Here is a 26,981-nt window from a genome sequence, read left to right as displayed (position 1 = left end):
CACATGTTGCATGGAGACATATCGAGCAGCAAGGACACGGTCGGCGTTGCCGTGGTCAACTATAAAATGCCGCGCCTGCACACCAAGGCCGAGGTGCTGGATAATGCGCGCAACATCGCCAAGATGGTTGAGGGCATGAAGCTCGGTCTGCCGGGCATGGACCTCGTGATCTTCCCGGAATACTCGACGCACGGCATCATGTACGACTCCAAGGAGATGTACGAGACGGCGTCGGCGGTGCCGGGAGAGGAGACGCGGATCTTCGCCGACGCCTGCCGCAAGGCGCGGGTCTGGGGCATATTTTCACTGACCGGCGAGCGGCACGAGGAACACCCCAACAAGGCGCCGTATAACACGCTGATCTTGATGAACGACAAGGGCGAGATCGTCCAAAAGTATCGCAAGATCATGCCATGGGTGCCGATCGAGGGTTGGTATCCCGGCGATTGCACTTATGTCTCGGAAGGGCCGAAAGGTCTGAAGATCAGTCTGATCATTTGCGACGACGGCAACTATCCGGAGATCTGGCGGGATTGCGCGATGCGCGGCGCCGAACTGATCGTTCGCTGCCAAGGCTACATGTATCCGGCCAAGGAGCAGCAGATCCAGATTTCGAAGTCGATGGCGTGGGCGAACAACTGCTACGTGGCGGTCGCCAACGCCTCAGGTTTCGATGGCGTCTACTCCTATTTCGGTCATTCGGCGATCATCGGCTTCGACGGCCGGACGCTGGGCGAGTGCGGCACCGAGGAGAATGGCATCCAGTATGCGCAGCTCTCGGTATCGCTGATCCGTGACGCACGCCGCAACATGCAGTCGCAGAACCATCTCTTCAAGCTGATGCACCGCGGGTATACTGGTCTCATCAACTCCGGGGACGGCAATCGCGGCCACGCCGTGTGTCCCTACACCTTCTACAAGAACTGGATCACCGACCCCGAAGGCACGCGGGAAATGGTCGAAGCCATGACCCGTCCGACCGTCGGCACCGATGAATGTCCGATCGAGGGCATTCCGAACCAGAAGGTCGCGCATCGCTGATCGATATTGGCGATCGGCGTCGGCGCGGCGTTTCGCGCCGACGCCCCGCCGAACGGGTGGACCACCCGCCGGTGGCGAAACAAGAACAGCAAGAGGTGCATCCATGAGCATCGACTATCAGATCTACGACCTCGGAAACGTGACCTTGCAGCGGGGCGCGACCATTCGCGATTGCAAGCTTGCCTACAAGACCTTCGGTCAGCTCAATGCGGCCAAAGATAACGTGATCGTCTACCCGACCTGGTATTCCGGCCAGCACTACGACAACGAATGGCTGATCGGTCCGGGCAGGGCGCTCGATCCCGCAAAATACTTCATCATCATCCCCAACATGTTCGGCAACGGCCTGTCGTCGTCGCCGAGCAATACGCCGGAGCCATATAACGGCCCGCGCTTTCCGCAAGTGACGGCGTACGACAACGTGCGTGCTCAGCATCGGCTGATGACCGAGAAGTTCGGTATCAAGCACATCCGCCTGGTGGTCGGGTGGTCGATGGGGGCGCTGCAGACCTTCCATTGGGGCGCACTCTATCCTGACATGATGGACCTGCTTGCGCCGTTCTGCGGCTCGGCCAAGTGCTCGCGCCACAATTTCGTGTTTCTTGAAGGCGTCAAAGCGGCGCTGACCGCGGATGCGGCCTGGAAGGAAGGCTGGTACACCGACAAGCCGGCTCGCGGCCTGCGCGCTGCCGCGCGCGTCTATGCCGGCTGGGGTTTCTCGCAGGCCTTCTATCGCGAGCAACTGGACATCAAGACGCTGGGCTATTCCTCGCTGGAGGATTTTCTGGTGGCCTTTTGGGAGGGCTTCTTCCTGCCGAAGGATGCCAACAACCTGCTGACCATGCTGTGGACCTGGCAGAATGGCGACATCAGCGACAACGAGATCTACAACCGCGATTTCAAGGCGGCGCTTGGCGCGATCAAGGCCAAGGCCTTTGTCATGCCGGGGCAGACCGATCTCTATTTCCCGCCGGAGGACAGCAAGTTCGAGGTTGCCAACATGCCGAACGCCGAGCTCGTGCCGGTGCCGTCGATCTGGGGGCATTTCGCAGGCGGGCCGGGGACGAATCCGGTCGATGTGGCCTTCATCGATGGCAAGCTGAGGGAACTGCTCGCATCTTGAGGTCGATCGCTCGCCAAGGATTGCTGCGCTAACATGGGGGACGTGAGGTTGTCCAATCCCGCCTTGCTGCTTGACCAGTACCGCATTCCGGATGAGCCGTATTACCGGCCCCTCCGGGACGAGGTCGAATTGTTCGGCGCGGCCTATGCGAGCCGCATGCCGGTGATGCTGAAAGGGCCCACCGGCTGCGGCAAGACGCGCTTCATCGAGTACATGGCATGGCGGCTTGGCCGTCCGCTCATCACGGTGGCCTGCCACGAGGACATGACCGCGGCTGATCTGGTTGGGCGTTGGCTGCTTGATGCCCAGGGTACCGTGTGGAGCGATGGACCGCTGACAACCGCGGTGCGGTTGGGCGCGATCTGCTATCTGGATGAGATCGTCGAGGCGCGCCAGGACACGACAGTCGTCATCCATCCCCTGACCGATGATCGTCGCGTCCTGCCGCTGGAGAAGCGCGGCGAACTGATCCACGCCCATTCCGATTTCCAACTCGTGATTTCCTACAATCCCGGCTACCAAAGCGCGATCAAGGACCTCAAGGAATCCACCAAGCAACGCTTCGCGGCGCTTGATTTCGGCTATCCGGGTCGCTCGGCCGAGGTCGAGGTGGTTTCGCGGGAAGCCGACATCGATCCGAAGATTGCCGACCTGCTGGTGAAGATCGCGCTGCACAGCCGCAACCTGAAAGGCCAAGGCCTCGACGAGGGTGCGTCGACCCGGATGCTGGTCAACGCGGGACGCCTGATCGGATATGGCATCAGCCTCGAAAAGGCCTGCGAGACCACAATCGTCGTTCCCTTGACCGATGATACGGATACCAGGAACACGTTGCGGGACGTGATTTCGGCCTGCGCGTAGAATGGAAGTTGGCGGGTGGCGGTCGCGCACATCAGTTCGCTTGAGAGTTTCCGGTCCGGCCGCAGGCTAGCGTCGCTGTTGCGCGGCCACGACGATGTGGGCTCAGCCGTGCAGGCGGCGCGGATGGCGTTGCAGAGCCGTTCCGAACCGCCCAATCGTCTCGCGCTCTGGGATGAGACCGTGCATGGTCTGTTTGAGGCCAATCTCGGTGAGGCCGTAGTCCTCGTCTTTCTTCGTCTGTCGGAGCAATGGCCGGCGCAACCATCGGTCGAAGATCTGATTGCGATCGGACGTGCTGTCCGTGACATCGGCTGCAACACCGGAAGCCGTGTCGCTCACGCCTTGTTGGTCGAGCTTTCAAAGGTTCTGCCGCGGCTCGCAGGCGCTGGAGAGCTGACGGTCGTTCTTGATGCTCTCCGCCGACTTTCCGAGGAGGGGCCGGAATCGGTGGGCCTCGCTGTCAACCGGCTGGAGCAATTGCTCGCACATGCTAGTGCCGAGGATTTCGCGGCTTGGGTTTCCGCCGGCTTGCGCGCGAGCGGCGGTCGCGCCGCGCGGCGGCGTGCCTATTTCGCGCTCGACGATGCGCTGTCAAAGCGGCTGTTTGCGCTCGGCCGAACAAGCGACGATCTTGCGCGGCTGGAAAAGCGCCTCGCGGCAACGACGGTAGCGCTGTGGGGCAGACGGCCGCGTTTCCGCAAGCTGCCGATGGCGACAACGTCGGCGCCGCAGCGAACCTCGCTCGCCGCAGGCTTGATCGGGCTGCCGGAAAGCTTTGCCGGCTTCGAGGGTGAGCGCGCCGATGCGATCTATCTCGCGGCGGTCGCGCATGCCGGCGCCCATCTGGTTCATTCCACGGTCCGATTTCCGGTCGGGCGGCTGAAGGCGCTGCAACTCGCGCTGGTCTCGCTGATCGAGGATGCCAGGGTCGAGGCCCTGGCATTACGGGAAATGCCTGGTTTGCGCCGGCTGTGGCTGCCATTTCACGTCGCCGCGCGATCTGACCAGGCAACCGCGGTGGGCCTGATGACGCGGCTGTCGCGGGCACTGATCGATCCAGATTACCAGGATTCCGACGCCTGGGTGGTCAAGGGACGAACGCTGTTTGCCACGGCGTCGGAGCGCTGGACCGATCCCTCGATCAGCCGCGAGATCGGCGGACTGCTGGGCAACGACATCGGACAGATGCGGCTGCAGTTCAACCCCAAGAGCTATGTCGTCGAGCCCGCCTATCGCGACGACAATCTGGCCCTGTGGGATTTCGGCGACCTGCCCGATGCCGAGACCGAGACGATCGAGCTCGCCGTCGATTCCGTGCGAATCGAACGACGCGAAGACGCGGGTGGCCGTTCCGCGGACGACAGCGCGAAGCCCGAAGAGACGCTGCGTGCGCGGGCAAGCGCCGTGACGCTACTCGACGGTCTTCCGGTTGCAACCTATCCGGAGTGGGACTACGCGGCCGGCATCGAGCGGGCGGACTGGACCACCATTCTCGAAGCGGATGCCGGCGCGTCCGCAAAACCCTTCGATCTCCCTGCGGATACGGACGCGATGCGCAGGGTCACGAGGTTGACCCGCGATGCGTCGATCGGCCGCCGCCTCCGCCACAAAGCTCAACGCGACGGCGACGCGCTCGACATCGATGCCGCGATCGCGCTGACCGTCGAGCGGCGGTCCGGTTACCTCAGCGAGCCGAGGGTCTACCAGCGCGATGCACCGGGCCCGCGCGATCTCGCCGTTCTGCTGCTGATGGATCTGTCGCAGTCCACCGCCGATCGCGACCGTTCGGGCCGAACCGTTCTCGACGTCGAGTGCAAGACGGCCGCGATCATGACGGCGGCGGTGGAGGCCGCCAATGACGCGATCGCTGTCCACGGATTTAATTCCGATGGCCGTGAACGTGTACGCTACCTGCATATCAAGGACTTCGACGAGCCGATGGACACGGTAGTGCGTTCACGGCTCGCGGGACTTGGCAGCAGCCATTCAACGCGACTCGGTCCAGCGCTGCGCCATGCAGGCAGCTATCTTACGGGGCGCCGCGCATTCCGAAGGGTGTTGCTGGTGCTGACCGATGGCGAACCTTCTGACGTCGATGCGCCGGACCCGCGATATCTTGCAGAAGACGCCCGTCGTGCCGCCCAGCAGTTGCGGCGGCGTGGCATCGACATCTTCGCGTTCGGCATGGGCGGCGGCAGGCTTGCTCAGCTCGATCGGATCTTCGGAGAGCGCTACGCGCTGCATGTACCGCGGATCGAGGTGCTGCCGCACCGGGTGATGCAACTGTATGCCGAATTGAAGAAATAAGCGGTTACCCGCTCATCTCAATGAGGCGCCGATCCAGCCGATCGCGTCATGCTCCCATCGGTACTAGGCCCGCGAATTCCCGGCGGGCGGATCCTGCACGCCGTAGCTGCCGAATGCCGCGGCGGTCTCGCTGATTTCTGCCTCGTTCAGCAGCACCGGCCCACCGATCGCCAGCGAGAGATAGTACTGCCGGGCAATCGTCTCGAGTTCGACCGCCAGCCACATCGCCTTGTCCAGCGATGCGCCCGTGGCGATCATGCCGTGATTGGCGAGCAGGCAGGCGGTTCGACCCTCGAGTGCGGTGAGCGCGTACTCGGACAGCTCCTTGGTGCCAAACCTCGCATAGCCGGCGACACGGACGTTCATGCCGCCGAACGCCGCCATCATGTAGTGGCAGGCCGGGATTTCCTTACGCGCGATCGCCAGCACGGTGGCGTAGGTCGAGTGGGTGTGGACGATCCCCCCGACATCCGGCCGTGCCTTCATGATGTCGAGATGGAACCGCCATTCGGTGGAGGGCTTGAGCGGGCCCTTCCATGATCCGTATTCTCCGTCGATCGGCATTGCCGCGATCATGTCGGGAGTGAGCGACTCGTAAGGCGTTGCGGATGGCGAAATCAGCATTGTGTTGCCATGGCGCGCCGAGATGTTGCCGGACGTTCCCTGGTTCAGCCCGGTGGCATTCATCCAGCGGCATTTCGCAATGATGGCCTCGCGCAACTGAAGTTCGGTGTCGGTCATGATGGGCTCCTGGAAATCGGCGTCGGCCGCGCTCAATATTTCTGTCGGGTCGGCGTGATGCAGATCTCCTGCACCAGCGCATTTTGCGGAAGGTTGTAGGCATCGAGAATCAGCTTGGCGACATGCTCGGCCCCGATGCCGCCGCCGATGGCCGCCTTGTTTGCCTTGTAGTTGGCGAGGGTGCCGGGATCCTTCACGCCGTCGAGTACTTCGGTTTCGATGATGCCGGGCGAGATGACGAGGACGCGGACGTCGTAACTGGAGAGGTACTCGCGCAGGCTCTCGGAGACGCCGTGCACGAAGAATTTGGTGCCGCAGTAGACGGTGTGGTCGGGATAGACCTTGCGTCCCGCGATCGAGCTCATCATCACGAGCGTACCGTGACGACGCTCCATCATGCCGGACATCACGGCATGGACGCTGTTCATGACGCCATTGATGTTGATAGCGATCATTTCATCCCAGTCGGCCGGGTCCTGCTTGCCGATATCTGCCAGCCGGGCAACGCCGGCATTGGCGAACATCATGTCGACCGGGCCGAATTGTGCTTCGGCGTCCCGCACGGCCGCGGCTAGCGCAGCGCGATCACGCACATCCACTTGGCGGGAAATCGAATTGGGTAGCCGCATGGCATTGAGCCGTTCGATCCGGCGAGCCATTAGCAGAACTGGGTGGCCGGCCGCCGAGAAGGCGCGGGCGGTCGCTTCTCCAATACCCGAGCTGGCACCCGTCACGGCCACCAACGGTTTCGCAGTCATGTCACAGCCCTCCTATCAAAGTTCGCCTTGCGCAAATGCCTCCAGCGTTCCGGCGTCCGCCGCAATGTCGAGGAACGAAAAGCGGTTGCGCATCTCCCGACAATGCACGATGGCTTCGCGATAGAAATCCACGGGCACGCCAAGCTCGGCGGCGGTCGTGGGGCCGCCCGCGGCCGACAACAGCCGCTTCATCTCGTCGACCGGAATCGTGAAGGCGGCGAGCTCGCGGCGAAGCTCCGACCACGTAGTCTCGAGCTTGTGGTTGAATGCGCCGGCTCCCTCATGGTCGAAAGCCTTCTGCTTCAACTCAGCCACGCATTGGGAAGCGACCTCGTCGCCGAAACGGCGCTTCATGTCGGCGACATCAATGTTCGTCGCGCGAACCGAGAGCGGCCGGTCGGCGGCGAGCATCTGCTGCTGCAGCCGTGCCATGGTCAATGACGCGATGCCCACCTGCTGGCCGTGCAGGCTGCCCGGATGCCGTTCGCCTGCAAAGCAATCGATGTAGTGCGAAATCTGGTGCTCGCCCATCGAGCCATGGTGCGAAACCCCGGTGAAGGAAATGCCGAGCCCGCACAGGGTGAGCACGCGATAGAGATACCCCATCGCCTCGATGTCGCCTTTGGGCAGATTCCCGGCACGCTTGTTGAGCTCCACCTCATCGGCGGCTTGGATCGTGTACGGCTCCTGGAAATAAGCCGTTCCCAACAACCGATGCGACATCCACCAATCGGTCTGCGCGACCGAACGGGCCAGGCAGTCCGCGAAACCGGAGGCGGCGAGGTGGGGCGGCGCCGCGGCGGACACCTTGAGGTCCACGAAGAAGCCGGCTGGCGTGTGCGAGGGCAGGGACACCTTCAAGCCGCTGTCGAGTGTCAGCGAAGCCGTGGATGAGGTGTAGCCGTTCATCGAGGCTGCGGTGGCAAAGACGCAATAGCGCCGGCCGTCCAAACCCGTGACATACTTGCAGAGATCGTTGACAGTGCCAGATCCGACGGCGACGACGGCGTCGAATCCGCGCAGCCTTTCCGCAAGGCTGCGAACCTCGGCCATGTCGGCGTGAGGATGATCCAACACAATGGTTTCGATCGGACCGAGTTCGCGCAGGGCCTTGGCGATGCGAGCGCCCATCGCTTCATAGGTTGCCTGGTCGGCGACGACGGCAGGTCGATGTCCCAGCTTCAAGGACGCGACCAACTCGGCCTCACGGCCGTCGAGGCTGTCTTCGATCACGATGGAATCGTAGGGCACCTTGACCGGCGCGCCGGTGAGCGGATTGATCCAGCGCCCTGCCACCAGATCATCGATCAGCGCGGTCCAATTGTGTTTTGGCATCGGCAAATCCCGCGCTGCGTCATCGGCGTCGCGCCCAGATGGTGACATTTGACAAATCGTATTAACAATTTGCCGAGCTGATTGACAATTGTCAACACGGCATGCATTTTGTGAAGTCGTGGCTGAGGCCGGATCGCTGATGACCAGAACGCTGCAACGCCAAGTGACGCCGTCGCGGATCAAGCGCAGGGCGCTGTCGATTCCGGCGGAGTTCGACAGCGATCCAGTCGTGTGGGCGGCGTGGCTCTATTACGAAGAGGGCATGACGCAGGAAGAGGTCGCCGATCAGCTCGGCGTCTCCCGCGCCTCGGTGGTGAACTTCCTGCAAGAGGCGCGCGACCGCAACATCGTCACGATTGCGGTCTCGTCGCGGCACCTGCAGTCCATTGGTCTTGCGCGCGAGCTGGCCGATGCGTACGGGCTCACGAGCTGCCTCGTTGTGCCTGATGACGGCGGTCGTTTGCCGGTGCACGAACGGATCGGCATGGCGGGCGCGCGGCTCCTGATCGAGCGGCTGCAGCCCGATGATGTCTTGGGCGTTTCCTGGGGCCGCACGGTGCAGGCGTTGTCGGCGTCGTTGCCTGAAATGAAGCTTCCCGGCGTGACCGTTGCTCAGATCACCGGCTGCTCGATCGGAACCACGGAGTTTTCGCCCGAGCTGTGCACCTCCAACATTGCCAACCGGCTTGGCGCGCGCTGCGTCAACCTGCATGCACCCGGCATCGTCTCCACCGCCCAGATCAAGCGTCTGTTCATGCAGGAGCCGGCGCTCGTTGAGACCTTCAAGATTATCCAGTCGAGCAACAAGGTGCTGTTCGGTGTCGGTAGCGTCGACGATGCCGGCACCGCGATGCGCAGCGGCTACATGACGCCGGAGAAGATCGCGCCGTATCTGGCGCGCGGCGCCGTCGGTGTGGTGAGCGGACGCTTCATCGACAGGGAGGGAAAGCCGATCCTGGGTGCGCTCGACAACCAGATGATCGGCCTCACCCTCGACGAGATCGCCAAGGTGCCGGAACGCATCTGCATCGCCGGCGGCAGCGACAAGATCGATGCGGTTTATGCTGCGCTCAACAATAATTATGCAACGATACTGGTGACGGACGTGGCAACAGCGAAAGCGCTGGTGCCGCGCGCGGCCCGGTCTCACCGATCCGGAGTATCACGCCGGCCCTGAAATCGAGACAGCGAACCGGGCCGACAGAGCCCGGCGCCGAGAGAGAGCGATGCGCGAGGAAACGTCAATTGTTGCGCAGCATGTGCAGAGTCTGGCTGTCGATGTGTCGTTACCGGGCACGCCGCGGCGCAGTGTCTGGCCGCGGTTTCTGACCTCGGAACATCCGTTCCCGTGGCTGGCGCCGATCACCGCGCTGCTGCTGGCGTTCGGTGTCTATCCGCTTCTGTATGCGCTGTGGCTTTCGTTCTTCAAGCGCAATCCCATCACCCGCATGAACGTCTTCAACCCAAGCTGGAATTGGGGGAAGTTGATTGCCGATGAACGGGTATGGGGTGCGATCGGCCACACGTATCTTTACACGATCACAGCTCTGCTGATCGAACTTTGCCTTGGTCTCGCCATCGCGCTGCTGCTCGACAGCGATCGGAAGGGTTACGGATTGCTCCGGGCGCTGATGACGCTGCCGCTGGTGGTGCCGCCCGCGGTCACCGGCATGATGTTCTTGCTGATGCTGGACGGGTCCTTCGGCGTGTTGAGCATGGGCCTGGTATCGCTCGGACTTTGGCCGCCGCAGTATCCGATCCTCGCCTCCAGCGGTTCGGCGCTGGCCGGCATTCTGCTGGCCGACATCTGGCAGTGGACGCCCTTCATGGTGCTGATCATGCTCGCCGGGTTGCGCGCCTTGCCGAAGGAGCCCTTCGAGGCTGCGGCGATCGATGGAGCAACCCCGAGCCAGGCCTTTTTCCGCCTGACCTTGCCGATGCTCTCCAGGATCATCGCGCTCGCCGTTTTGATCCGCGGAGTCGATCTGTTCCGTATCTATGATTACGTGAAGGTCATGACGGACAGCGGACCGGGCACCGCCACCGAGACGCTGACCTCCTACGCCGGAACGATCTATTTCAAGAACGCGGACTTTCCCTACGCCTCGACCATTTCGCTGTTCACGCTGCTGCTGGTGATCATCACCTCAAGCATCTTCATCAAGCTGTTCAAGGTGCGGTTCTGATGCAAGAAACGTTTTGGCAGAAGCGATTGCGTGACGTGGCCGCGGTGCTCGTGGTCGGCATATTCATGTTTCCGCTGTTCTGGTGGGCGCTGACATCGTTCAAGCCCACGTCCGCGATCTTCAACAAGGACGAAATCGTCTGGTTCAACTTCAAACCGACGTTGGTGAATTATGCCGTGACGATGCTCGGTAAGTCGCGGGCGGAGCTTGCGATCGAATCCGGCAATACGTTCGGCGTCGGAGGCGCGAGTTCCTATGACAGCCGCCAAACCATCATCGACTCGCTGATCATCGCGGTGGGAGCCACCGCGTTGACGGTGCTGCTGGCGGTGATCGCGTCTTATGCATTGTCCCGGATGCGGTTCCGCTGGCGGCAGGCCTATCTGAACTGGATTCTGTCGCAGCGTTTCATGCCGCCGATCGCGATCATCGTGCCTGTCGTCTTCATGTTTCACTACATGTCGCTGCTCGATACGCGGCTCGGCCTGATCCTCGTGGATACGCTGATCAACCTGCCGATCGCCGTGCTCTTGATGAAATCGTTCTACGATGACGTTCCCGTCGACGTCGACGAGGCCGCTATGATCGACGGCGCCTCGCGGTTGCAGATCTTCTGGCGCGTCGTTCTGCCGATGGTGAAGGGCGGCGTCGCGGCCACCGCCGTGCTTTGTTTCATCTTTTCGTGGACGGAATTCTTGTTGTCGCTGTTCCTGACCAATTCGATCCGAACGCTGCCGGTCAAGATCACGACCTTTGTCACCTCGACAGGATCGGAATGGGGCTTCATCGCTGCCCTTGGCACGACGGCCGTGATCCCGAGCTTCATATTCATCTTGCTCGTCCAGAAGCAGCTTGTGCGCGGCCTGACCCTCGGATCTCTCAAGGAGTAGGCATACGAACCGGGACTACAAGTCAACAAAACATCGGGAGGAGTAGCAATGAGTTTCAAAAAGTTCGATCAGCAGACCTTCATCATCGACACGGCGAACGCCTATACCAACCGGCAAATCTCCAAGCGCGAATTCCTGCGCAAGATGGGATTGGCCGGCGTCGGCTTTTCAGCCTTCAGCTTGGGCATGCTTGGCAATCCGCGCGGGCTGCGCAGAGGAAGCATGCTCGGCACCGAGGCGTTTGCCGAAGGCCTGCCCGACAACCAAGCCAAATGGCTGAAGGAAGTCGGCAGCAAGTTCAAGGGCGCCAAGATCCGCTACTCGACCGAATCGACGCCGCCGTCCGTGGTGCTGAACCAGATCAAGAAGGAGTTTACCGATCCGACCGGCATCGAGGTCGAGGTCGAGATCGTGCCGCTCGAGCAGGTGCTCGCCAAGGCGACACAGGACGTGCAGGGCCAACTCGGCTCTTACGACCTCTACTACCTTGACCAGTCGTGGATCTCGATGTTCCAGCCCGATTGCGTCGACCCGGTAGCCTACTACAAGGACAAGCCTGAACTCGCGATGCCCGATTTCGATTGGGACGATTTCTCGAAGCCGCTCGTCAAGAATGTCGCCCAGGTCGAGGGGCAATGGATGGGCATTCCGTTCGACATCCCGATCTTTACGCTGATGTACCGCAAGGACATCCTCGAGAAGCACAAGATCGCGGTGCCGACCACCTACGAAGACTTCCTCGCGGCGGCCAGGCAGATCTCCGAGGCCGAGAAGGGCAACGGCGTGTTCGGCACCGGCTTGCAGGCGAAGTCCGGGCACTATTCGTTGGAATGCGACTGGAGCCAGGCGGTGTGGGGCCATGGCGGCTCGATCTTCAACAAGAACAAGAAATTCTCGGGCAATGACGAGCAGGGCATTGCCGGATTGAAATGGTACCAGGAGCTCTTGAAGGTCTCGCCGCCGAACTCGACGGCATCGACCTGGGACGGCCAATTCGAGATGATGCACTCGGGCCAGGTGGCGCTGGTGCAGAGCTGGGATGAATTCTTCCCCGGTCTCGATGCCGACGACTCCAAGGTCAAGGGCCTGTGGGAGCCGGCCAAGCCGCTGACCGCGAAGAAGTTGCGATCGCCATCCGATGCCGGCTTCAACGAGCAGCCGAATCTCGGCCATCAGGGCGGCTCGTGCATCTCGCTGTCGAAATATTCCAAGAACAAGGAAGCGGCGTGGATCTTCATGCAGTGGGGCTGCTGCAAGGAGATCATGACACGCTGCACGCTGCTTGGCGGCTTCGCGCCGATGCGGAACTCCTCGTTTGCCGATCCGCGTGTCAAGGCCAAGGCCAAGGTCGGCCCGGGTACGACACGGCATCTCGAAACGGTGAAGTGGGTCATCGACAACGCGATGGCCACGGAGCCGCACATGGCGTTGTGGGCCGGTCTGTCGACCAACGAGATTCCCACGGAACTCGGCAAGCTGCTCACCGGGCAGGCGTATGGCGGCGATCCTCAGAAGTGCATGGATGCGCTCGCAAAGGATATCGATGCCAAGGTGAAGGATGCTGGCCTGCTGTAGGGCCCGCAGAGCAAGAGTTCGCGAAGGCGGCTGACGTCGCCTTCGCCTCTTTTGAACGAGACGGCATGACACAAGATCTGGTGATCGGCATCGACAGTTCGACCTCCGCGACCAAGGCGATCGCCTGGGACCGCAGTGGCCGCGCCGTCGCGGAGGGACGCAAGGGCATCGGCCTTGCCAATCCGCGGCCGGGATATTTCGAGCAGAACCCGGATGAATGGTGGGAGTCGGCCGCAGCCGCCTTGCGCAGCGTCACCGATCAGGTCGGTGCCGGGCGTATCGCTGCGGTCGCGATCTCCAATCAGCGCGAGACGTTCAGTGCGTTCACCGAGGAGGGGACCGCAATCAGGCCGGGCATGACCTGGCTCGATGAGCGGGCCCGGCCACAGGTCGTGCGTTTCGGCAAATCATTCGGGGCCGAGCGCGTTCATGCCATTTCCGGCAAGCCGCTCGATGTTCTGCCCTGCCTCTATCGCATGATCTGGATGGCGGAGCGAGAGCCCGAGATTTTTGCGCGCACCGCGCGGTTTGCCGAAGTTCACGGCTACTTGACGCATTGCCTGACCGGTCAATGGCGGACGTCGACGGCATCGGCCGACCCGACCGGCTTGCTCGATATGACGAGCGGCGCCTGGTCTGAAGCGATCCTGGATGCCGCGGGAATCGCGGTGGAGAAATTGCCGGCGCTGGCGCGACCTGGCGCCCGGATGGGTGAAGTGACCCATGCGGCAGCGGCGTTCACCGGCCTGCCTGCCGGAACGCCCGTTATCGCCGGCGGTGGCGACGGGCAGTGCGCGAGCACTGGCGCCGGCGTCACGTCTCCGGGCAGCGCCTACATCAATCTGGGGACAGCGGTGGTCTCGGGAAGCTACGGCCACAACTACGCCTATGACCGCGCATTCCGCACCGAGAAGGCTGTGTGCGACGGTGGCTATATCTATGAGCAGGTCATTCGCACCGGAACGTTCTTGATCGACTGGATGGCGCGCGAAATGTTCGCAGCCGATCCGGCGGCTCAACGCAGCATCTTCAAGGCGCTGGAAGCGGAGGCCGCAGGCTGTCCGATCGGGGCGGGTGGAGTCGTCGTGCTGCCGTACTGGCTCGGTTGCATGACGCCATATTGGGATCCGTACGCACGCGGCGTGATTGCGGGATTGTCGGGTTCGACTCGACGGGGCGCCATCTATCGTGCCTTGCTGGAAGGAATAGCGCTGGAACTCGCCGGTCAGATCGAGAGGATCGTGGCCGTGACAGGTGGCGCGATCGCGCAGCTCACTGCGATCGGGGGCGGTTCGGATAGCGATCTCTGGCTCCAGATTCTGGCCGACGCATCGGGCCGCCCGGTGTGCCGTTCACCGGCGCGGGAAGCATCGTCGCTCGGCGCGGCGATCGCTGCCGCCAAGGGAGCAGGTTGGTATGGGACCATCGCCGAGGCCACCGCGGCGATGACGAGACCTGCAGCAAGGACGTTCCAGCCTGAACCCAACAACGTTGCGCGCTACGCCGAGTTGCGCGCCATCCACGCCGACCTCTGGCCAAAGCTGATCGACTGGAACGCCCGCCTCGCGACATTTGCCGAGGGCGTGCCGTCATGAAACCCATAGCAAGTTTCCCGGACGAGGCCGCGCGTCGCGTCGTCTGCATCCTGACCGATATCGACGATACGCTGACCACCGAGGGCCAGCTCCCCGCCGCCTCCTATGCTGCACTGGAGCGGCTGCGCGCCGCTGGCCTTGCGGTCGTTCCGGTGACCGGCCGGCCCGCGGGCTGGTGCGACATGATCGCGCGGTTCTGGCCCGTCGATGGCGTGATCGGCGAGAACGGTGCGTTCTATTTCCGATACGACCCAGTGGCGCGGAAAATGGTTCGCGAGTTCGTTGCGACCGAGGCCGAGCGCGCCGCCAACCGTCGCAAATTGCTGGCGCTCGGCGAACGCATTCTGTCCGAAGTGCCGGGCGCAGCGATCTCGGCCGATCAGCTTTACCGGGAGGCGGATCTTGCGATCGACGTGTGCGAGGACGTGGCTCCGCTGCCGCGCACTGCGGTCGATAAGATCGTGTCCCTGTTCGAAAGCGCGGGTGGCGTCGCCAAGGTTTCCTCCATCCACGTCAACGGATGGTTCGGCCGCTATGACAAGCTGGCAATGACCCGTATCTTTCTGCGCGACAGGCTGGGCCTCGATCTCGACGAGGCGAGGGACCGCATCGTGTTCTGCGGTGACAGTCCAAACGATGCGCCGATGTTCGGCTTCTTTCCTTATGCCTGCGGCGTTGCGAACGTGAAGGATTTCGAAGGCATGATGGCGGCAACTCCGGCGTTTGTCGCCAGCAAGCGCGGCGCAGATGGCTTCGTCGAGATCGCCGAGCGAATATTGTCGGCGCGGGCGGGCATATAGCGGGAAGGTCAAGGCATGGCATCGGTCACCATCAGCAATGTGCGCAAGTCCTACGGCGGATTCGAGGTGCTGCACGGCATCGATCTCTCCATCGCCAATGGCGAATTCGTCGTGCTGTTGGGGCCCTCCGGTTGCGGAAAATCGACATTGTTGCGGATGGTCGCCGGGCTTGAGCAGATCACCTCGGGCCAGATCAGCATCGGCAACGTCGTCGTCAACGAGCTGCATCCGAAGGATCGCAATATCGCGATGGTGTTCCAGAACTACGCTCTCTATGCGCATTTGAGCGTGTTCAACAATATGGCGTTCTCGATGCAGCTCAAGAAGCGTCCGAAGGAGGAGATCAGGCGCAAGGTGGAGTGGGCGGCATCGATCCTCAACCTGACGCCCTATCTCGATCGTCAGCCGCGGCAATTGTCGGGCGGCCAACGCCAGCGCGTGGCGATGGGCCGCGCCATTGTGCGTGACCCCTCCGTGTTCCTGTTTGACGAGCCGTTGTCGAACCTTGACGCCAAGCTGCGCGTGCAGATGCGCACCGAGATCAAGGAGTTGCATCACAAGCTTTCCACGACCACGATCTATGTCACGCACGACCAGATCGAAGCCATGACGATGGCCGACACGATCGTGGTGCTGCGTGACGGCAATATCGAGCAGATCGGCAAGCCGCTCGAGATCTATGATCGGCCTGCAAATCTGTTCGTCGCCGAGTTCATTGGATCACCTTCGATGAACTTCCTGACCGGTGAGGTCGCAACGGAGGCGGGACGCGGCATCGTGCGTGCCAATGGCGTTAATCTCCCTCTGCCTCCCGGTGCGAATGTCGCACCAGGGCAGGTCGTCAAATACGGAATCCGGCCCGAGCATTTGCGGCCGGGCAGCGGCAATGAAGGCATTCCCGCCAAGGTGTCCGTGGTCGAGCCGACCGGTCCCGAGATTCACATCTATGCCGACATCGGCGGACAGGAAGTCTGCGCCATCACGCAAGATCGACTGGAGCTGTCGCCGGACGACGCGATCAGATTGGTGCCCGCACTCGACCGGATTCGTTTGTTCGACCTGGCGACAGGCAAGGTCATCAACGGTTCTGACGAGACCCGACCGCGCAATCTGATGCGGGCCTGACTGCACTGGCCGGAGCTCAAACCTGCGCCGGATAGACGAGCTGCAACCAGGGGCGGGCCAATTGTTGTTCGTTGCCACTAGCCGACGGCCATCGGCGAATAAGACGGAGGAGAGCATGGTGGATTACGTCATTGTCGGCGCGGGCTCCGCCGGATGCGTCCTGGCAAACCGTCTGTCGGCTGTCCCCGAGAATGACGTCATCCTGCTGGAGGCCGGTGGCAAGGACACAAATCCATTCATCCACATGCCGGCGGGATATCTCGCCCTGATGAAATCCGGCAGTGTCGATTGGCACTATCACACCGAGCCGCAGCCACATCTGGACAACCGGGTGTTGTTCTGGCCGCGCGGCAAGGTGCTGGGTGGGTCGAGCTCGATCAATGGCATGGTCTATATCCGCGGCCACGCGTCCGACTACGACATGTGGGCGCAGCTCGGCAACCGCGGCTGGTCCTATGCAGATTGCCTGCCATACTTCATTCGTTCCGAGGGGCGCGGGGCCGGCGCCGACGATTATCATGGTGGCGATGGCCCGTTGCGCACGAGCCGTCTGCCGGAGTTGACACATCCGCTGACCAAGGCCTGGTTCGAAGCCGGAAGACAGGCAGGATTTCGCGCCAACGACGATTTCAACGGCGCCGAACTCGAAGGCTTCGGGCCCGTCGACAGCACGATTGCGGACAGCAGGCGTGCCAGTGCCGCGCGGTGCTATCTGCATCCGGTCATCAACCGTCCCAATCTCAAGGTGATCACGAAGGCGCTCGTCTCCCGCATCCTGGTCGCGGGCGGACGCGCCGTCGGCGTCGAATATATCAGGAACGGTCAGGTCCATACCCTGAAGGCGGAACGGGAGGTGGTCCTGTCGGGCGGTGCGATCAATTCGCCGCAACTGCTGCAGTTGTCAGGAATTGGCGACGGAGACCACCTGACCTCGCTCGGCATCAAGGTGGTCCACGAACTCAAGGGCGTTGGACAGAATCTGCAGGATCATCTCGCCTGCGGTGTGAAGCAGCGGTGCACCCAGCCGATCTCGTTCCTCAAGCACACCAAGCCGCTCGGGGCCACCAAGGCCTTCATCCAGTACGTCCTGACCAGGACGGGGCCCGCGACCTCGCACGGTCTGGAAGCTATGGCGTTTCTCAAATCGCAACCCGATCTCGTTGCGCCTGACCTCCAGTTCTTTTTCGTCCTGCTGATCTATGGCGATCACGGCCGCAAGATCGTGAACGAGCACGGATTCATGGCCTACTTCAACATCGCACGGCCGGAGAGCCGCGGCAGCATCATGATCAGATCGGCTGATCCGCTGCAACATCCCGCAATCCGCCCGAACTATCTGGAGGCACCGGAGGATGTGCGCAACATGCGCGACGGCATCAGGATCGGCCGCGAGATCATCGCGCAGAGGGCTTTTGATCCCTATCGGGGAACGGAATATGCCCCGGGCTCTCGTGTGACATCAAATGCAGATATCGACAACTACGTCCGGCAGACCTGTGAGACGATCTATCATCCGGTCGGCACCTGCAAGATGGGGTCCGATCCGCTTGCCGTTGTCGATGACCGTCTCCGCGTCCGTGGCATCGAGGGATTGCGAGTGATCGACGCGTCGATCATGCCGCGATTGGTCTCGGGCAACACCAATGCACCGACGATCATGATTGCGGAGAAGGGCGCCGACTTCATCCTCGGCCGGCCGCCCCTTGCGGCGGCAGCGCGAGGCGGTATGGAAGCCACGCTGCAGGCGAGCCTGTAACGCCGCTCGTCCTTCCAACATCGAAGGGCGAAGGGCGGTCGGCGCAATCAGGTTGAGCGATCGGCAGTCAATTGCTGGCGATACCGCTCGGCGTCCCAATTGAGCAATGCGCGCTCGTTCTCTGCGGTGAGGTAGATGACTTCTGCATCGGTCGGCACACGGCTGGTGACCAGTGCAAGACAGGTCAGCATCGCTTCCGCCCCCGGGGCTCGCGTCCTTGCGAATGATGCAGCCGATGCCTGGAACGAGAACCGCGACCGGGGCCGGTGCTCCATCCGTCTTTTGCAGATTCAGGAGATCCTTGCCGGGGCTCATGGTCGGCATCGCCGGTCCCAGGAAAACCACATGGTCGGGATAGAGCGAGCCGCGCGTGGCGACCGAGAAACTGTGATGGTCGATGGCAATGCCGTGGCAACGCGGGTCCTCGGGCAAGCGATAATCTGTTCCTGCGCAGATCGCGGCGAGCGCGCCATGGTCCGCGGTCGGAGCCTCGCGTGGCTCGAGCGCCAGCCGCTTTTCAACGTCCGCCACCAGCGCCTCCGCCGCTTCACAGCTTGCCGCACCTACGACGAGTCCATGGTTGCCGAGGATCAGCACGTCGACAGCATCTTGCGCGATGGCTTCGCTCACGGCCTGTGCCAGAGGCAGTCCCGGATGACAGTTACCGAGGAAGCGCCACGCCAGACCGTGGAGCCGCCGCGCAAGTTCCGCGGCGGCATCGGTCCGCACCGCCCATGCGATCGTGTTGACGGAGTGGACGTGAAGGACGACCGGATGCGGCATGAGAGCATGCAGCGAGGTTTCGATCGAGGCGCGTAATGCCGTCTCGGTCCCCGGAGCGAGCGGCACGCGCTCGTCGTCTCGCGCCAGCGCCGCGCGTGCGGCGGACAGCGAAACCGGGACGAAGATATCCTTGTCGTTGGCGTCCGCCAGCCAGGTTCCGGACGCCTTGACCCACAGCACATCGCCATCCTTGACCGACGAGTTGCCGCCGGCGCCCTGCACGAGCAGGATGTTCCTGCCGACACGGGCCGACATGTCGCGGAGGTCGTCGAGTTGCGCGGGCTGCTGCATGGTTTGGATCTCACCAGGCTAAGCGATTCATGGTCCAGTGCGGAGTGCGGGCGTCTCCTCGGCCGTGGATCGTCTTGGATTTGTCGGCCATAAGATGATCCCGGCGCACACCGGCGCGCAGAAACAGCGTCAACATGCCGGCCGCGTGTGCGCCGGCAATGTCGTGGTCGAGAGAATCGCCAATCATCAGGACGCGCGCGGGCGCCGGATGGCCTAGCCGGTCAAGCGCCGCCGCGAAGATCGGCATATGCGGTTTGCCTACGAACGTCACATGTCCGCCGAATGTCTGGTAGAAGCGCGCCAAGGCGCCCGGTGCAGGCATCAATCCGTTGGCGCCGAACATGGTGAGGTCGGGATTGGCGCACAGCATCGGCAGTCTACGCGACGCTGCTCCAGTCAGGCATCGGCGCCAACGTTCGGGTTCGGCCGCACTATCGTCGAGCCCGGCGAGCAGAATGAACTCGGCATTCTCGATATCGCCCGCGACGTCAAGATCGAGCCCGTCGACGATGGTTCGGTCGCCGCCCCGCGTGATCAGAAAGCACGTGCGACGAAGTTCTGTGAACGGCGCATGCTTGCGCTCCTTGAGGCCGATCCAGGTGACTTCGCCCGACGTCAAGATCCCATCATAAGCTTCCGTGGGCAGTCCAAGCGAGGCAAGCCGCTGCGCGTTGCTGCTTGCGCGCTTGCCGGAATTCGACAGCACCAGCACGCGCTTGCCGGCTTCGCGCGGCCGCGCCACGCAGTCGCGGGCCTCGGGGAAGATCGAGCGCCCCTCGTGAAGTGTGCCCCATTGGTCGAGCAGCACGTGATCGAAATGCTCGACAATCGTGCCGAGGCCTGCGATGTCGATCGGCCCGTCTCTCATTGCGGACCGCCCCGCAGGGCAAGCAGGGCCGCACCATAACTGGCTTCGGTTTGCTCCGCGACCGTCACGGGTACACCGAGACGCCGATGCCTGATTGCGGTCCACGCATCGTTCCTTGCGCCACCACCGATGCTGATGACGCGGCGAAGCGGCGGCGCTCCGAGGCGGGAGAGTTGCTGATAGGCGAGGGCCTCGACCGAGGCGATCCCCTCGAGCAGAGCCTGGAAGAAGCGGTGATCCTCGGGCGGACGCGGCGTGACCCGCGCAGGCAGTGCCGGATCGGCGATCGGAAATCGCTCGCCCGGTTTGGTGAGGGGGTAGTAGTCGAGGCCGGTCGGTTCGTCAGGGTTCAACTGCGGCGTCAGCCGCTCCATTTCCGCGGCGGTGAAATGTGCCAGCAGCGCGCCGCCGCCGGAGTTTGAAGCGCCGCCGGCGAGCCAACTGTCGCCAAGCCGGTGTGAATAGACGCCCTGATTGGCGGCAAAGATCGGTGTTGTCGCCAGCAGCTTCACCACCAGCGTCGTGCCGAGCGAGGTGACTGCGTCGCCCGGAGCATCGGCGCGGGTGGCGATAAAGGCGGCGACGCCATCGGTGGTGCCTGCTGCGATGCGAACTGATCGCGGCAGGCCGAGAGTGGCCGCGACCGTCGGGTCGATATCCGCAAATGGTGTTCCCGGCACCAGAACCTTCGGCAGCAACTCGCGCGGCACGTCGAGCCGATCGAGCCAGTCCGGCCAGGTCTGCGTGATCGGATCGTATCCGAGCTTCAACGCGTTGTTCTCGTCGCTGATGCCATGGCGTCCGGCAAGGCGCCCTGCAATCCAGTCGGCCTGATGCACGGCAAAGCGGACATCCCGACGCTCCGTGTGGTCTAGCAAATGGAGCAGCTTCGCCAGCGCGCTGCTCGCGCCGTGAGCGCCGCTTTCCGGAGGAGCCACCTCGGAAATGCGCGCGGCCTCTGCTGAGGCGCGCGCATCGTTGTACATGAGACTTGGCGTGTGCGGCTGGCCGCCGGCTCCTATCAGGAGGAGGGTTCCGGAGGTGCCGTCGACCGAAATTCGCTCAACACTTGCGGGATCTATTTTGCCTCTAAGCTTGCGGATGGCGGCGACGGTCGCATGCCACCACAGTTCCGGATCCTGATCGATCGCGTTCCCGTCCTGCCGAGGCGGTGGCAAAGCGACGGCTTCCATTCCCTGGATATCGCCGCGCGCATCGATAGCGCAGGCGCGTACGCCACCCGTTCCGACGTCAATTCCAAGGAACAAACCTGCCATTCGAGCTCACCGCGATTGGCGATCTGGTCCGACTACTCCGCCCAGAAGCGCAATTGCTGTGTGATCGCACTGCAGCACGTTTGGGGGATTGACGTCCCGATCCACCTCTGCAATTTTTTGCAGCATCTGAATAATTTTGCAAGCGGGCTTTTGCGGCGTGAGTATCTCCCCCGACAGGCTGCCGATGGTTGATGGCGAAGCCTCGCTCGCGACGCGGGCGGCGTGGCTTTACTTTGCTGCCGGGCTCACCCAGTCCGAGGTTGCGGACCGGCTCAACATTCAGAGCACCAAGGCGCACCGGCTGATCGCGCGGGCGAGCCGCGAAGGCATGATCCGTGTCTTCGTCGAGGGGCCCGTGGCGGAATGCGTGGCGTTGGAGAACGCCTTGGCCGAACGCTACGGCCTTGCGTTCTGTCGGGTGGCGCCGGATCTCGGCGAGGGCGACCTGCCGCTGAAGGCGCTCGCGCTCGAAGGGGCGAGCTTCCTGCGGCAGCTCCTCGAGCGTGGCGAGCACCGGATCATTGGCGTCGGCCACGGCCGCACGCTCGCAGCCGTGGTCGAGCAGTTGCCGCAGACGCCGACCCGCGATGTGCAGTTCGTGTCGCTGCTCGGCGGTCTCACCCGCAAGTTCGCCGCCAATCCGTTCGATGTCATTCATCGGCTGGCGGAGCGGACAGGGGCCGAGGCGTACCTGCTGCCGGTCCCGGTGTTCGCCAATTCGGTCGCGGACCGCGCCGTGTTGATGCAGCAATATGGCATTGCCGAGGTGTTTGCGCTGGCGCGCCAGGCATCCTTGCTGTTCGTCGGCATCGGGCAAATCCACAGCGACGGGTTCCTGGTCTCAAGCGGCATGATCAAGCCGGATGAGGTCGTCGAGTTGAAGCGTGTCGGCGCCTGCGCCGATTTGCTCGGACGTTTTTTCAGCGCTGACGGCCAGATCCTGGACATCGATCTGTCCGCACGCGCCACCTCGATGGAGGCGGCGGATCTCAGGGCCCATCGCATCGTCGCGATTGGCGGCGGGCTAGCCAAGGTGACCGCATTGCGCGCGGTCCTGCGCAGCGGCCTCCTGCACGGCCTCATCATCGATGAGGCCACCGCTCAGGCACTCGCTACCGACAAACCGGAAGCAACATCCGGCAAGACCAGAAACAAGGGTCGTAAGGGAAAGTAAAACGCGCACAATGGGAGGTTATAATGTACGATCGAGAGAAGAATCTATTCGACTCCTACGCCGCCAAGCGCATCAGCCGGCGTGATCTGCTGGATGGCGCCGCCAAGCTCGGCATCGCCGGCGTCGCCGCCAATGCCGCCTTTGCGTCCTCGATATCGCGGGCGATGGCCGCGGACTTCAACTGGAAGGCCTATAGCGGCAAGTCCGTCAAGCTGCTGCTGAACAAGCATCCCTACGTCGATGCGATGATCGGCGATCTCGAGGCGTTCAAGACTCTCACCGGGATGAACGTCACCTATGACATCTTCCCGGAAGACGTCTACTTCGACAAGGTGACCGCGGCGCTATCGTCGAAGTCGGACCAGTACGACGCCTTCATGACCGGCGCCTACATGACCTGGACATATGGTCCGGCCGGCTGGATCGAGGATCTCAACACCTACATCAAGGATCCTGCCAAGACCAACCCGGCCTTTGCCTGGGACGATGTGCTGCCGGGCCTGCGCGCCTCAACGGCGTGGGACGGTGTTGCCGGCTCCGAACTCGGTTCAGGCAAGGCCAAGCAATGGTGCATTCCCTGGGGCTACGAGCTCAACAACATCACCTACAACCGCAACATCTTCGATAAGGTCGGCGTCAAGCCGCCGAAAAATCTCGACGATTTGCTCGAAGTCGCGGCAAAGATCACCAAGGACGCGGGTGGGCCCTATGGTATCGGCGTGCGCGGTTCACGCTCCTGGGCAACCATCCATCCGGGCTTCCTGTCCGCCTATTCGAACTTCGGCCAGAAAGACTTCGTGATGGAAGGCGGCAAGCTGAAGGCCGCCATGAACACCAAGGCGTCGAAAGAGTTCCACGAGAAATGGGTCAAGATGATCCAGACCTCGGGCCCGAAGAACTGGTCGACCTACACCTGGTATCAGGTCGGAACCGACCTTGGCGCGGGTGCCTCCGGCATGATCTTCGATGCCGACATCCTCGGCTACTTCATGAACGGCGGCGACAACAAGGAGAAGGGGCATCTCGGTTACGCCGCGTTTGCCGCCAATCCGGCGGCCAAAGCGCCGACCCCGAATGTCTGGATCTGGTCACTCGCGCTCTCGAGCTTCTCCAAGCAGAAGGATGCGGCGTGGCTGTTCATGCAGTGGGCGGCGTCGACCGAGCACGATCTGTTCGGCGCGCGCAAGATGGACTTCGTCAATCCGGTGCGTGCCTCGGTGTGGAAAGACAGCGAGTTCCGTGACCGTATCGCCAAATCCTATCCGGGCTATCTCGAGCAGCATGATGTGTCATCGCCCGGCGCCAAGATCTACTTCACGGCGCAGCCGCTGTTCTTCGACCTGACCACCGAATGGGCCGCATCGTTGCAGAAGATGGTGGCCAAGGAGGTGAGCGTCGACGAGGGCCTCGACAAGCTCGCCGAGAGCATCAATCGCCAGCTCAAGCAGGCCGGCCTTGGTTGACGTCTTGCGTGGTGCCCTGATTCCTCCGCACCACGACAACCCGCCGGTCCGGACGGCAAGCCGATCCGGACCGGCGATGTTGCAGCGAAGAAGTGATCTCTTGTCATGAGCACGGTCCAGCTTTCCCAGACCAACGCGGTCCCCCGCCGTAGCCCTCGGCCGCGCGGACGCATTCTGCCTTACCTCCTGAGCCTGCCGGCTCTGCTCGTCTGCATCGCCATCCTGGTGCCGTTCGTGACAGCGGCGGTCTATTCGTTGCAGCGCTACCGGCTGAACCTGCCTTATCTGCGCGGCTTCATCTGGGCCGACAACTACATCGACTTCCTCTCCGACCCCGCGTTCTGGAACACGCTGCGGATCTCGCTGGTTTACACCGCGCTGACCGTGGTGTTGGAGCTTCTGCTCGGCCTCGGGATCGCCTTGCTGTTGCGGCGTCCGACCCGTTTCCACAACGCGGTGTCGATCGTGCTGCTGTTGCCGCTGATGACGGCGCCGGCCATCGCAGCGCTGATGTGGAAGCTGATGACCAATCCGGGCTTCGGAATCCTGTCCTATCTGGTGAGCCTGTTCGGCGTCCATGATTTCAAGTGGGCGTCCGATCCGTCGACGGCGCTGTTCACCGTGGTGCTGGTCGACGTCTGGGTTTACACCCCCTTCATCATGATCCTGCTGCTGGCCGGGCTTCGTTCGCTGCCGCGCCAGCCGTTCGAGGCGGCTGCGCTCGATGGAGTGCCAGCGAGCTTCGTCTTCTTCCGCATCACGTTGCCGATGCTCGCACCCTACATCATCACGGCGTCGCTGTTCCGCCTGCTCGATTCCATCCAGCAGTTCGACATCATCTATGCGATGACTCAAGGCGGCCCGGGCGATCGGCTGATGGTGTTTCAGGTCCAGGCCTATCTCGAATTCTTCCAGTACACCAATGTCGGGCGTTCGGCAGCGCTGCTGATGATCCTGTGGCTGGTCACCAACATCCTGTCGAACATCTTCATCAAGAACTGGCTGCGGCTGCGTGCGCGCGCCCATGGTCACGCGTAGCGAGGAGGCGGCGATGGATCACTCCAGTCTGGCAGGTCGCGTCTTCCGCGGTGTGGCGCTCGCGCTCGTTCTGGTGTTCTTCATGTTTCCGATCGTCTGGATCTTTCTGATGTCCTTCCAGACCAACGAGCAAATTCTGCGAATTCCGCCGCATATCCTGTTCGAGCCGACGCTTGCTAATTACCAGGCGCTGATCTCGGGACAGCTTCGTACTACGGCCGGCAATCTCGAGCTCTCTTTCATGCGCAACCTCATGAACAGCTTCGTGCTGTCGAGCGCCGCGGTGATCCTGGCCTTGCTGCTTGGCGTGCCCGCGGCCTATGCTTTCGCCCGCTTCAAGTTCCGCCTCGGTGAGTCCATCGCCTTCACGCTGCTGTCGTTCCGGTTCGCGCCGCCGCTGCTCGTGCTGTTGCCGTTGTCGCTCTATTACCAGCAGCTCGGACTCAGCGACACCTACTTCGGCATCGTCTGGGTGTATCAGCTTATCGCGCTGCCTCTGATCCTGTGGATCGTGCGCGGCTATTTCGAGGATATCAGCCCTGACATTGAGCACGCCTACCGCCTGGCGGGACATTCCTGGCGCGAAACGTTTACGCGCATCGCGGTGCCGCTCGCAGGTCCTGGCATCGCAGCCGCTGGCCTGCTGTCCTTCATCTTCTGCTGGAACAATTTTGTCTTTGCGCTGATCCTGGCATCCGCCGACAAGCAACCGGTGACGGTGGGCGCACTGGCGTTCGTCACGGCATCCGGTATCCAGTACGGACAGATCGCGGCGGCGATCGTGCTGTCCGTCACGCCGACCCTTCTGCTTGCGCTTTACGCGCAGCGTTATCTGGTCGAAGGTCTGTCGCTGGGCGCGGTGAAAGGCTGAAGGCATGGCGCGTCTCGACATCAACGCCCTCGGCAAGTCGTTCGGTCCGGTGCGCTGCGCCGATGCATTGTCGTTCACCGTCGAACCCGGCGAGATCGTCGCGGTGTTCGGGCCGTCGGGCAGCGGCAAGACCATGCTGCTGCGCATGATCGCGGGCATGTACGAACCCGACGAGGGCGATATCCTGGTTGGCGGGCGGTCGATCGTGGGCGCACCGCCGGAGCGGCGCGGGGTCGGCATGGCCTTCCAGAACTTTGCGCTGTTTCCGCATATGACGGCGCGGGACAACATCGCAAGCGGCCTGCGAGCGAAGGCAGGTGATGCCGACGTCACCGCGCGCGTCAAGTCGATCAGCAGGCTTCTCAAGATCGAGCACGTCCTTGGTCACATGCCTCGGGAATTGTCGAACGGGCAGAAGCAGCGCACTGCGCTGGCGCGTGCCCTGATCGGTAATCCGGATGTTCTGTTGCTGGACGATCCGCTTCGCAACGTCGACGCCAAGCTTCGTTACGAGATGCGATTGGAGCTGCCGAGCCTGCTGCGCCGGAGTTCCGCCGCGGTCCTCTATGTCACGCAGGACTATCGCGAGGCGATGGCGATCGCGGACCGGATCGCCGTCCTGGTTCGGGGCCAGCTTGTGCAGCTCGCACGACCGGCGGAGGTCTACGCAAAGCCGGCATCGGTCGCTGTGGCGCGGCTGTTTGGCGATCCCAGCATCAATCTTGCCGAAGTCGATCCTGAAGTCGGGCAGGGAGGACTGAGCGCCGAGATAGCGGGAACGAGAGTGCGGCTCGATTCGGCGGATCAGCCGGCTGCACATGGTCCCTGCTGGCTCGGTGTTCGTCCCGACGATCTCGCGATCAGCCGCGATCCCGGAGATGACGCCATTCCCGCCCGGGTCGTCGCGATCACGCCAATGCACGAGCGGAACGTGTTGCTGCTGCGCCTTGCCGATGGCTCCGAATGGTTGGCCGCGTTACCGCCTGATGCGTCGGCCGCGAGCGCGGACGACGATGTCTTCGTTCGGTTCGCACCCCAGGCGGCACTCCTGTTCGATCGCGCATCCGGGCTCCGCGTCGGTCAATCCGATCATCGGCAAGCGGCGTGAAGAAGGCGGAATGAC

General features: G+C 62.7%; 22 protein-coding genes and 1 pseudogene. 17 read left to right on the top strand and 6 right to left on the bottom strand.

Features of this window, described 5'->3' with window-relative positions; genetic code table 11:
• Window positions 1–3: 3 nt before the first annotated feature.
• The 4 genes from P6U25_RS23615 (at window position 4) to P6U25_RS23600 (ending at window position 5,332) form a co-directional block, all read left to right on the top strand.
• Entirely contained in the window at window positions 4–1,041 is a 1,038-nt protein-coding gene (locus tag P6U25_RS23615; protein WP_407147166.1) for an aliphatic amidase, read from the top strand.
• 103 nt (window positions 1,042–1,144) lie between these two features.
• Window positions 1,145–2,164: an alpha/beta fold hydrolase gene (locus P6U25_RS23610; RefSeq protein ID WP_407147165.1), complete on the top strand. Its 1,020-nt coding sequence runs from the start codon at window positions 1,145–1,147 to the stop codon at window positions 2,162–2,164.
• Between the two features lie 48 nt (window positions 2,165–2,212).
• Window positions 2,213–3,025, top strand: a complete 813-nt coding sequence (locus P6U25_RS23605; RefSeq protein ID WP_407147164.1) for a CbbQ/NirQ/NorQ/GpvN family protein — start codon at window positions 2,213–2,215, stop codon at window positions 3,023–3,025.
• A gap of 15 nt (window positions 3,026–3,040) precedes the next feature.
• Window positions 3,041–5,332, top strand: a complete 2,292-nt coding sequence (locus tag P6U25_RS23600; protein WP_407147163.1) for a nitric oxide reductase activation protein NorD — start codon at window positions 3,041–3,043, stop codon at window positions 5,330–5,332.
• 63 nt (window positions 5,333–5,395) lie between these two features.
• Here P6U25_RS23600 and P6U25_RS23595 read toward each other — a convergent pair whose 3' ends face one another.
• From P6U25_RS23595 to P6U25_RS23585, 3 genes are read right to left on the bottom strand one after another with little or no spacing between them, the layout of a single operon-like run.
• Window positions 5,396–6,073 carry a class II aldolase/adducin family protein gene (locus P6U25_RS23595; RefSeq protein WP_407147162.1) on the bottom strand — a complete coding sequence of 226 codons (678 nt, stop codon included), beginning with the start codon at window positions 6,071–6,073 and terminating at the stop codon, window positions 5,396–5,398.
• Between the two features lie 32 nt (window positions 6,074–6,105).
• Window positions 6,106–6,831: an SDR family oxidoreductase gene (locus tag P6U25_RS23590; protein ID WP_407147161.1), complete on the bottom strand. Its 726-nt coding sequence runs from the start codon at window positions 6,829–6,831 to the stop codon at window positions 6,106–6,108.
• A gap of 15 nt (window positions 6,832–6,846) precedes the next feature.
• Window positions 6,847–8,166 carry a sn-glycerol-1-phosphate dehydrogenase gene (locus tag P6U25_RS23585; RefSeq protein WP_407152590.1) on the bottom strand — a complete coding sequence of 440 codons (1,320 nt, stop codon included), beginning with the start codon at window positions 8,164–8,166 and terminating at the stop codon, window positions 6,847–6,849.
• A 139-nt stretch (window positions 8,167–8,305) separates the two neighbouring features.
• Here P6U25_RS23585 and P6U25_RS23580 point away from each other — a divergent pair, with 139 nt between their 5' ends.
• The 8 genes from P6U25_RS23580 to P6U25_RS23545 all read left to right on the top strand — a co-directional run bounded on the left by P6U25_RS23580 (window position 8,306) and on the right by P6U25_RS23545 (window position 18,093).
• Window positions 8,306–9,343: a sugar-binding transcriptional regulator gene (locus P6U25_RS23580; protein ID WP_407147160.1), complete on the top strand. Its 1,038-nt coding sequence runs from the start codon at window positions 8,306–8,308 to the stop codon at window positions 9,341–9,343.
• 49 nt (window positions 9,344–9,392) lie between these two features.
• Window positions 9,393–10,352, top strand: coding sequence for a carbohydrate ABC transporter permease (locus P6U25_RS23575; RefSeq protein WP_407147159.1), 960 nt, complete (start codon window positions 9,393–9,395; stop codon window positions 10,350–10,352).
• Entirely contained in the window at window positions 10,352–11,242 is an 891-nt protein-coding gene (locus P6U25_RS23570; RefSeq protein WP_407147158.1) for a carbohydrate ABC transporter permease, read from the top strand. Before P6U25_RS23575 ends, P6U25_RS23570 begins: the two co-directional genes overlap by 1 nt.
• 48 nt (window positions 11,243–11,290) lie before the next feature.
• Window positions 11,291–12,817, top strand: a complete 1,527-nt coding sequence (locus tag P6U25_RS23565) for an ABC transporter substrate-binding protein (protein WP_407147157.1) — start codon at window positions 11,291–11,293, stop codon at window positions 12,815–12,817.
• Between the two features lie 65 nt (window positions 12,818–12,882).
• Window positions 12,883–14,412 (top strand): FGGY-family carbohydrate kinase, encoded by a 1,530-nt coding sequence (locus P6U25_RS23560; RefSeq protein WP_407147156.1) that lies wholly within the window; start codon window positions 12,883–12,885, stop codon window positions 14,410–14,412.
• A complete protein-coding gene (locus tag P6U25_RS23555; protein ID WP_407147155.1) occupies window positions 14,409–15,212 on the top strand; it encodes an HAD-IIB family hydrolase in 804 nt (267 codons plus the stop codon). The genes P6U25_RS23560 and P6U25_RS23555 overlap by 4 nt, the downstream gene beginning before the upstream one ends.
• A gap of 15 nt (window positions 15,213–15,227) precedes the next feature.
• Complete coding sequence (locus tag P6U25_RS23550; RefSeq protein ID WP_407147154.1) at window positions 15,228–16,337, top strand: ABC transporter ATP-binding protein; 1,110 nt, start codon at window positions 15,228–15,230, stop codon at window positions 16,335–16,337.
• A 115-nt stretch (window positions 16,338–16,452) separates the two neighbouring features.
• Window positions 16,453–18,093, top strand: a complete 1,641-nt coding sequence (locus P6U25_RS23545) for a choline dehydrogenase (protein ID WP_407147153.1) — start codon at window positions 16,453–16,455, stop codon at window positions 18,091–18,093.
• Window positions 18,094–18,140: 47 nt separating this feature from the next.
• On the opposite strand, the pseudogene P6U25_RS23540 reads toward P6U25_RS23545, so the two are convergent.
• The 3 genes and pseudogenes from P6U25_RS23540 to P6U25_RS23530 form a co-directional block, all read right to left on the bottom strand.
• A pseudogene (locus P6U25_RS23540) lies at window positions 18,141–19,167 on the bottom strand (class II aldolase/adducin family protein).
• Window positions 19,168–19,177: 10 nt separating this feature from the next.
• Window positions 19,178–20,035 carry a TIGR01459 family HAD-type hydrolase gene (locus P6U25_RS23535; RefSeq protein ID WP_407147152.1) on the bottom strand — a complete coding sequence of 286 codons (858 nt, stop codon included), beginning with the start codon at window positions 20,033–20,035 and terminating at the stop codon, window positions 19,178–19,180.
• Window positions 20,032–21,312 (bottom strand): FGGY-family carbohydrate kinase, encoded by a 1,281-nt coding sequence (locus tag P6U25_RS23530; protein ID WP_407147151.1) that lies wholly within the window; start codon window positions 21,310–21,312, stop codon window positions 20,032–20,034. Before P6U25_RS23530 ends, P6U25_RS23535 begins: the two co-directional genes overlap by 4 nt.
• A gap of 184 nt (window positions 21,313–21,496) precedes the next feature.
• Here P6U25_RS23530 and P6U25_RS23525 point away from each other — a divergent pair, with 184 nt between their 5' ends.
• From P6U25_RS23525 to P6U25_RS23505, 5 genes are all read left to right on the top strand, one after another.
• The gene (locus P6U25_RS23525; RefSeq protein WP_407152589.1) at window positions 21,497–22,486 is read left to right on the top strand and encodes a sugar-binding transcriptional regulator; all 990 of its coding nucleotides are present in this window, start codon (window positions 21,497–21,499) and stop codon (window positions 22,484–22,486) included.
• A 23-nt stretch (window positions 22,487–22,509) separates the two neighbouring features.
• On the top strand, window positions 22,510–23,949 hold the full coding sequence (locus P6U25_RS23520; protein ID WP_407147150.1) for an extracellular solute-binding protein: 1,440 nt from the start codon (window positions 22,510–22,512) through the stop codon (window positions 23,947–23,949).
• A 105-nt stretch (window positions 23,950–24,054) separates the two neighbouring features.
• Window positions 24,055–24,987, top strand: a complete 933-nt coding sequence (locus P6U25_RS23515) for a carbohydrate ABC transporter permease (protein WP_407147149.1) — start codon at window positions 24,055–24,057, stop codon at window positions 24,985–24,987.
• Window positions 24,988–25,000: 13 nt separating this feature from the next.
• Window positions 25,001–25,858: a carbohydrate ABC transporter permease gene (locus P6U25_RS23510; RefSeq protein ID WP_407147148.1), complete on the top strand. Its 858-nt coding sequence runs from the start codon at window positions 25,001–25,003 to the stop codon at window positions 25,856–25,858.
• A 4-nt stretch (window positions 25,859–25,862) separates the two neighbouring features.
• A complete protein-coding gene (locus P6U25_RS23505) occupies window positions 25,863–26,966 on the top strand; it encodes an ABC transporter ATP-binding protein (RefSeq protein ID WP_407147147.1) in 1,104 nt (367 codons plus the stop codon).
• The last annotated feature ends 15 nt before the right edge of the window (window positions 26,967–26,981 follow it).

It is taken from the genome of Bradyrhizobium sp. ORS 86 (assembly GCF_045571475.1).
GTDB lineage: Bacteria > Pseudomonadota > Alphaproteobacteria > Rhizobiales > Xanthobacteraceae > Bradyrhizobium.
Note: the sequence above shows the minus strand (reverse complement) of the source record. Positions and strands in the feature narration are given on the sequence as shown.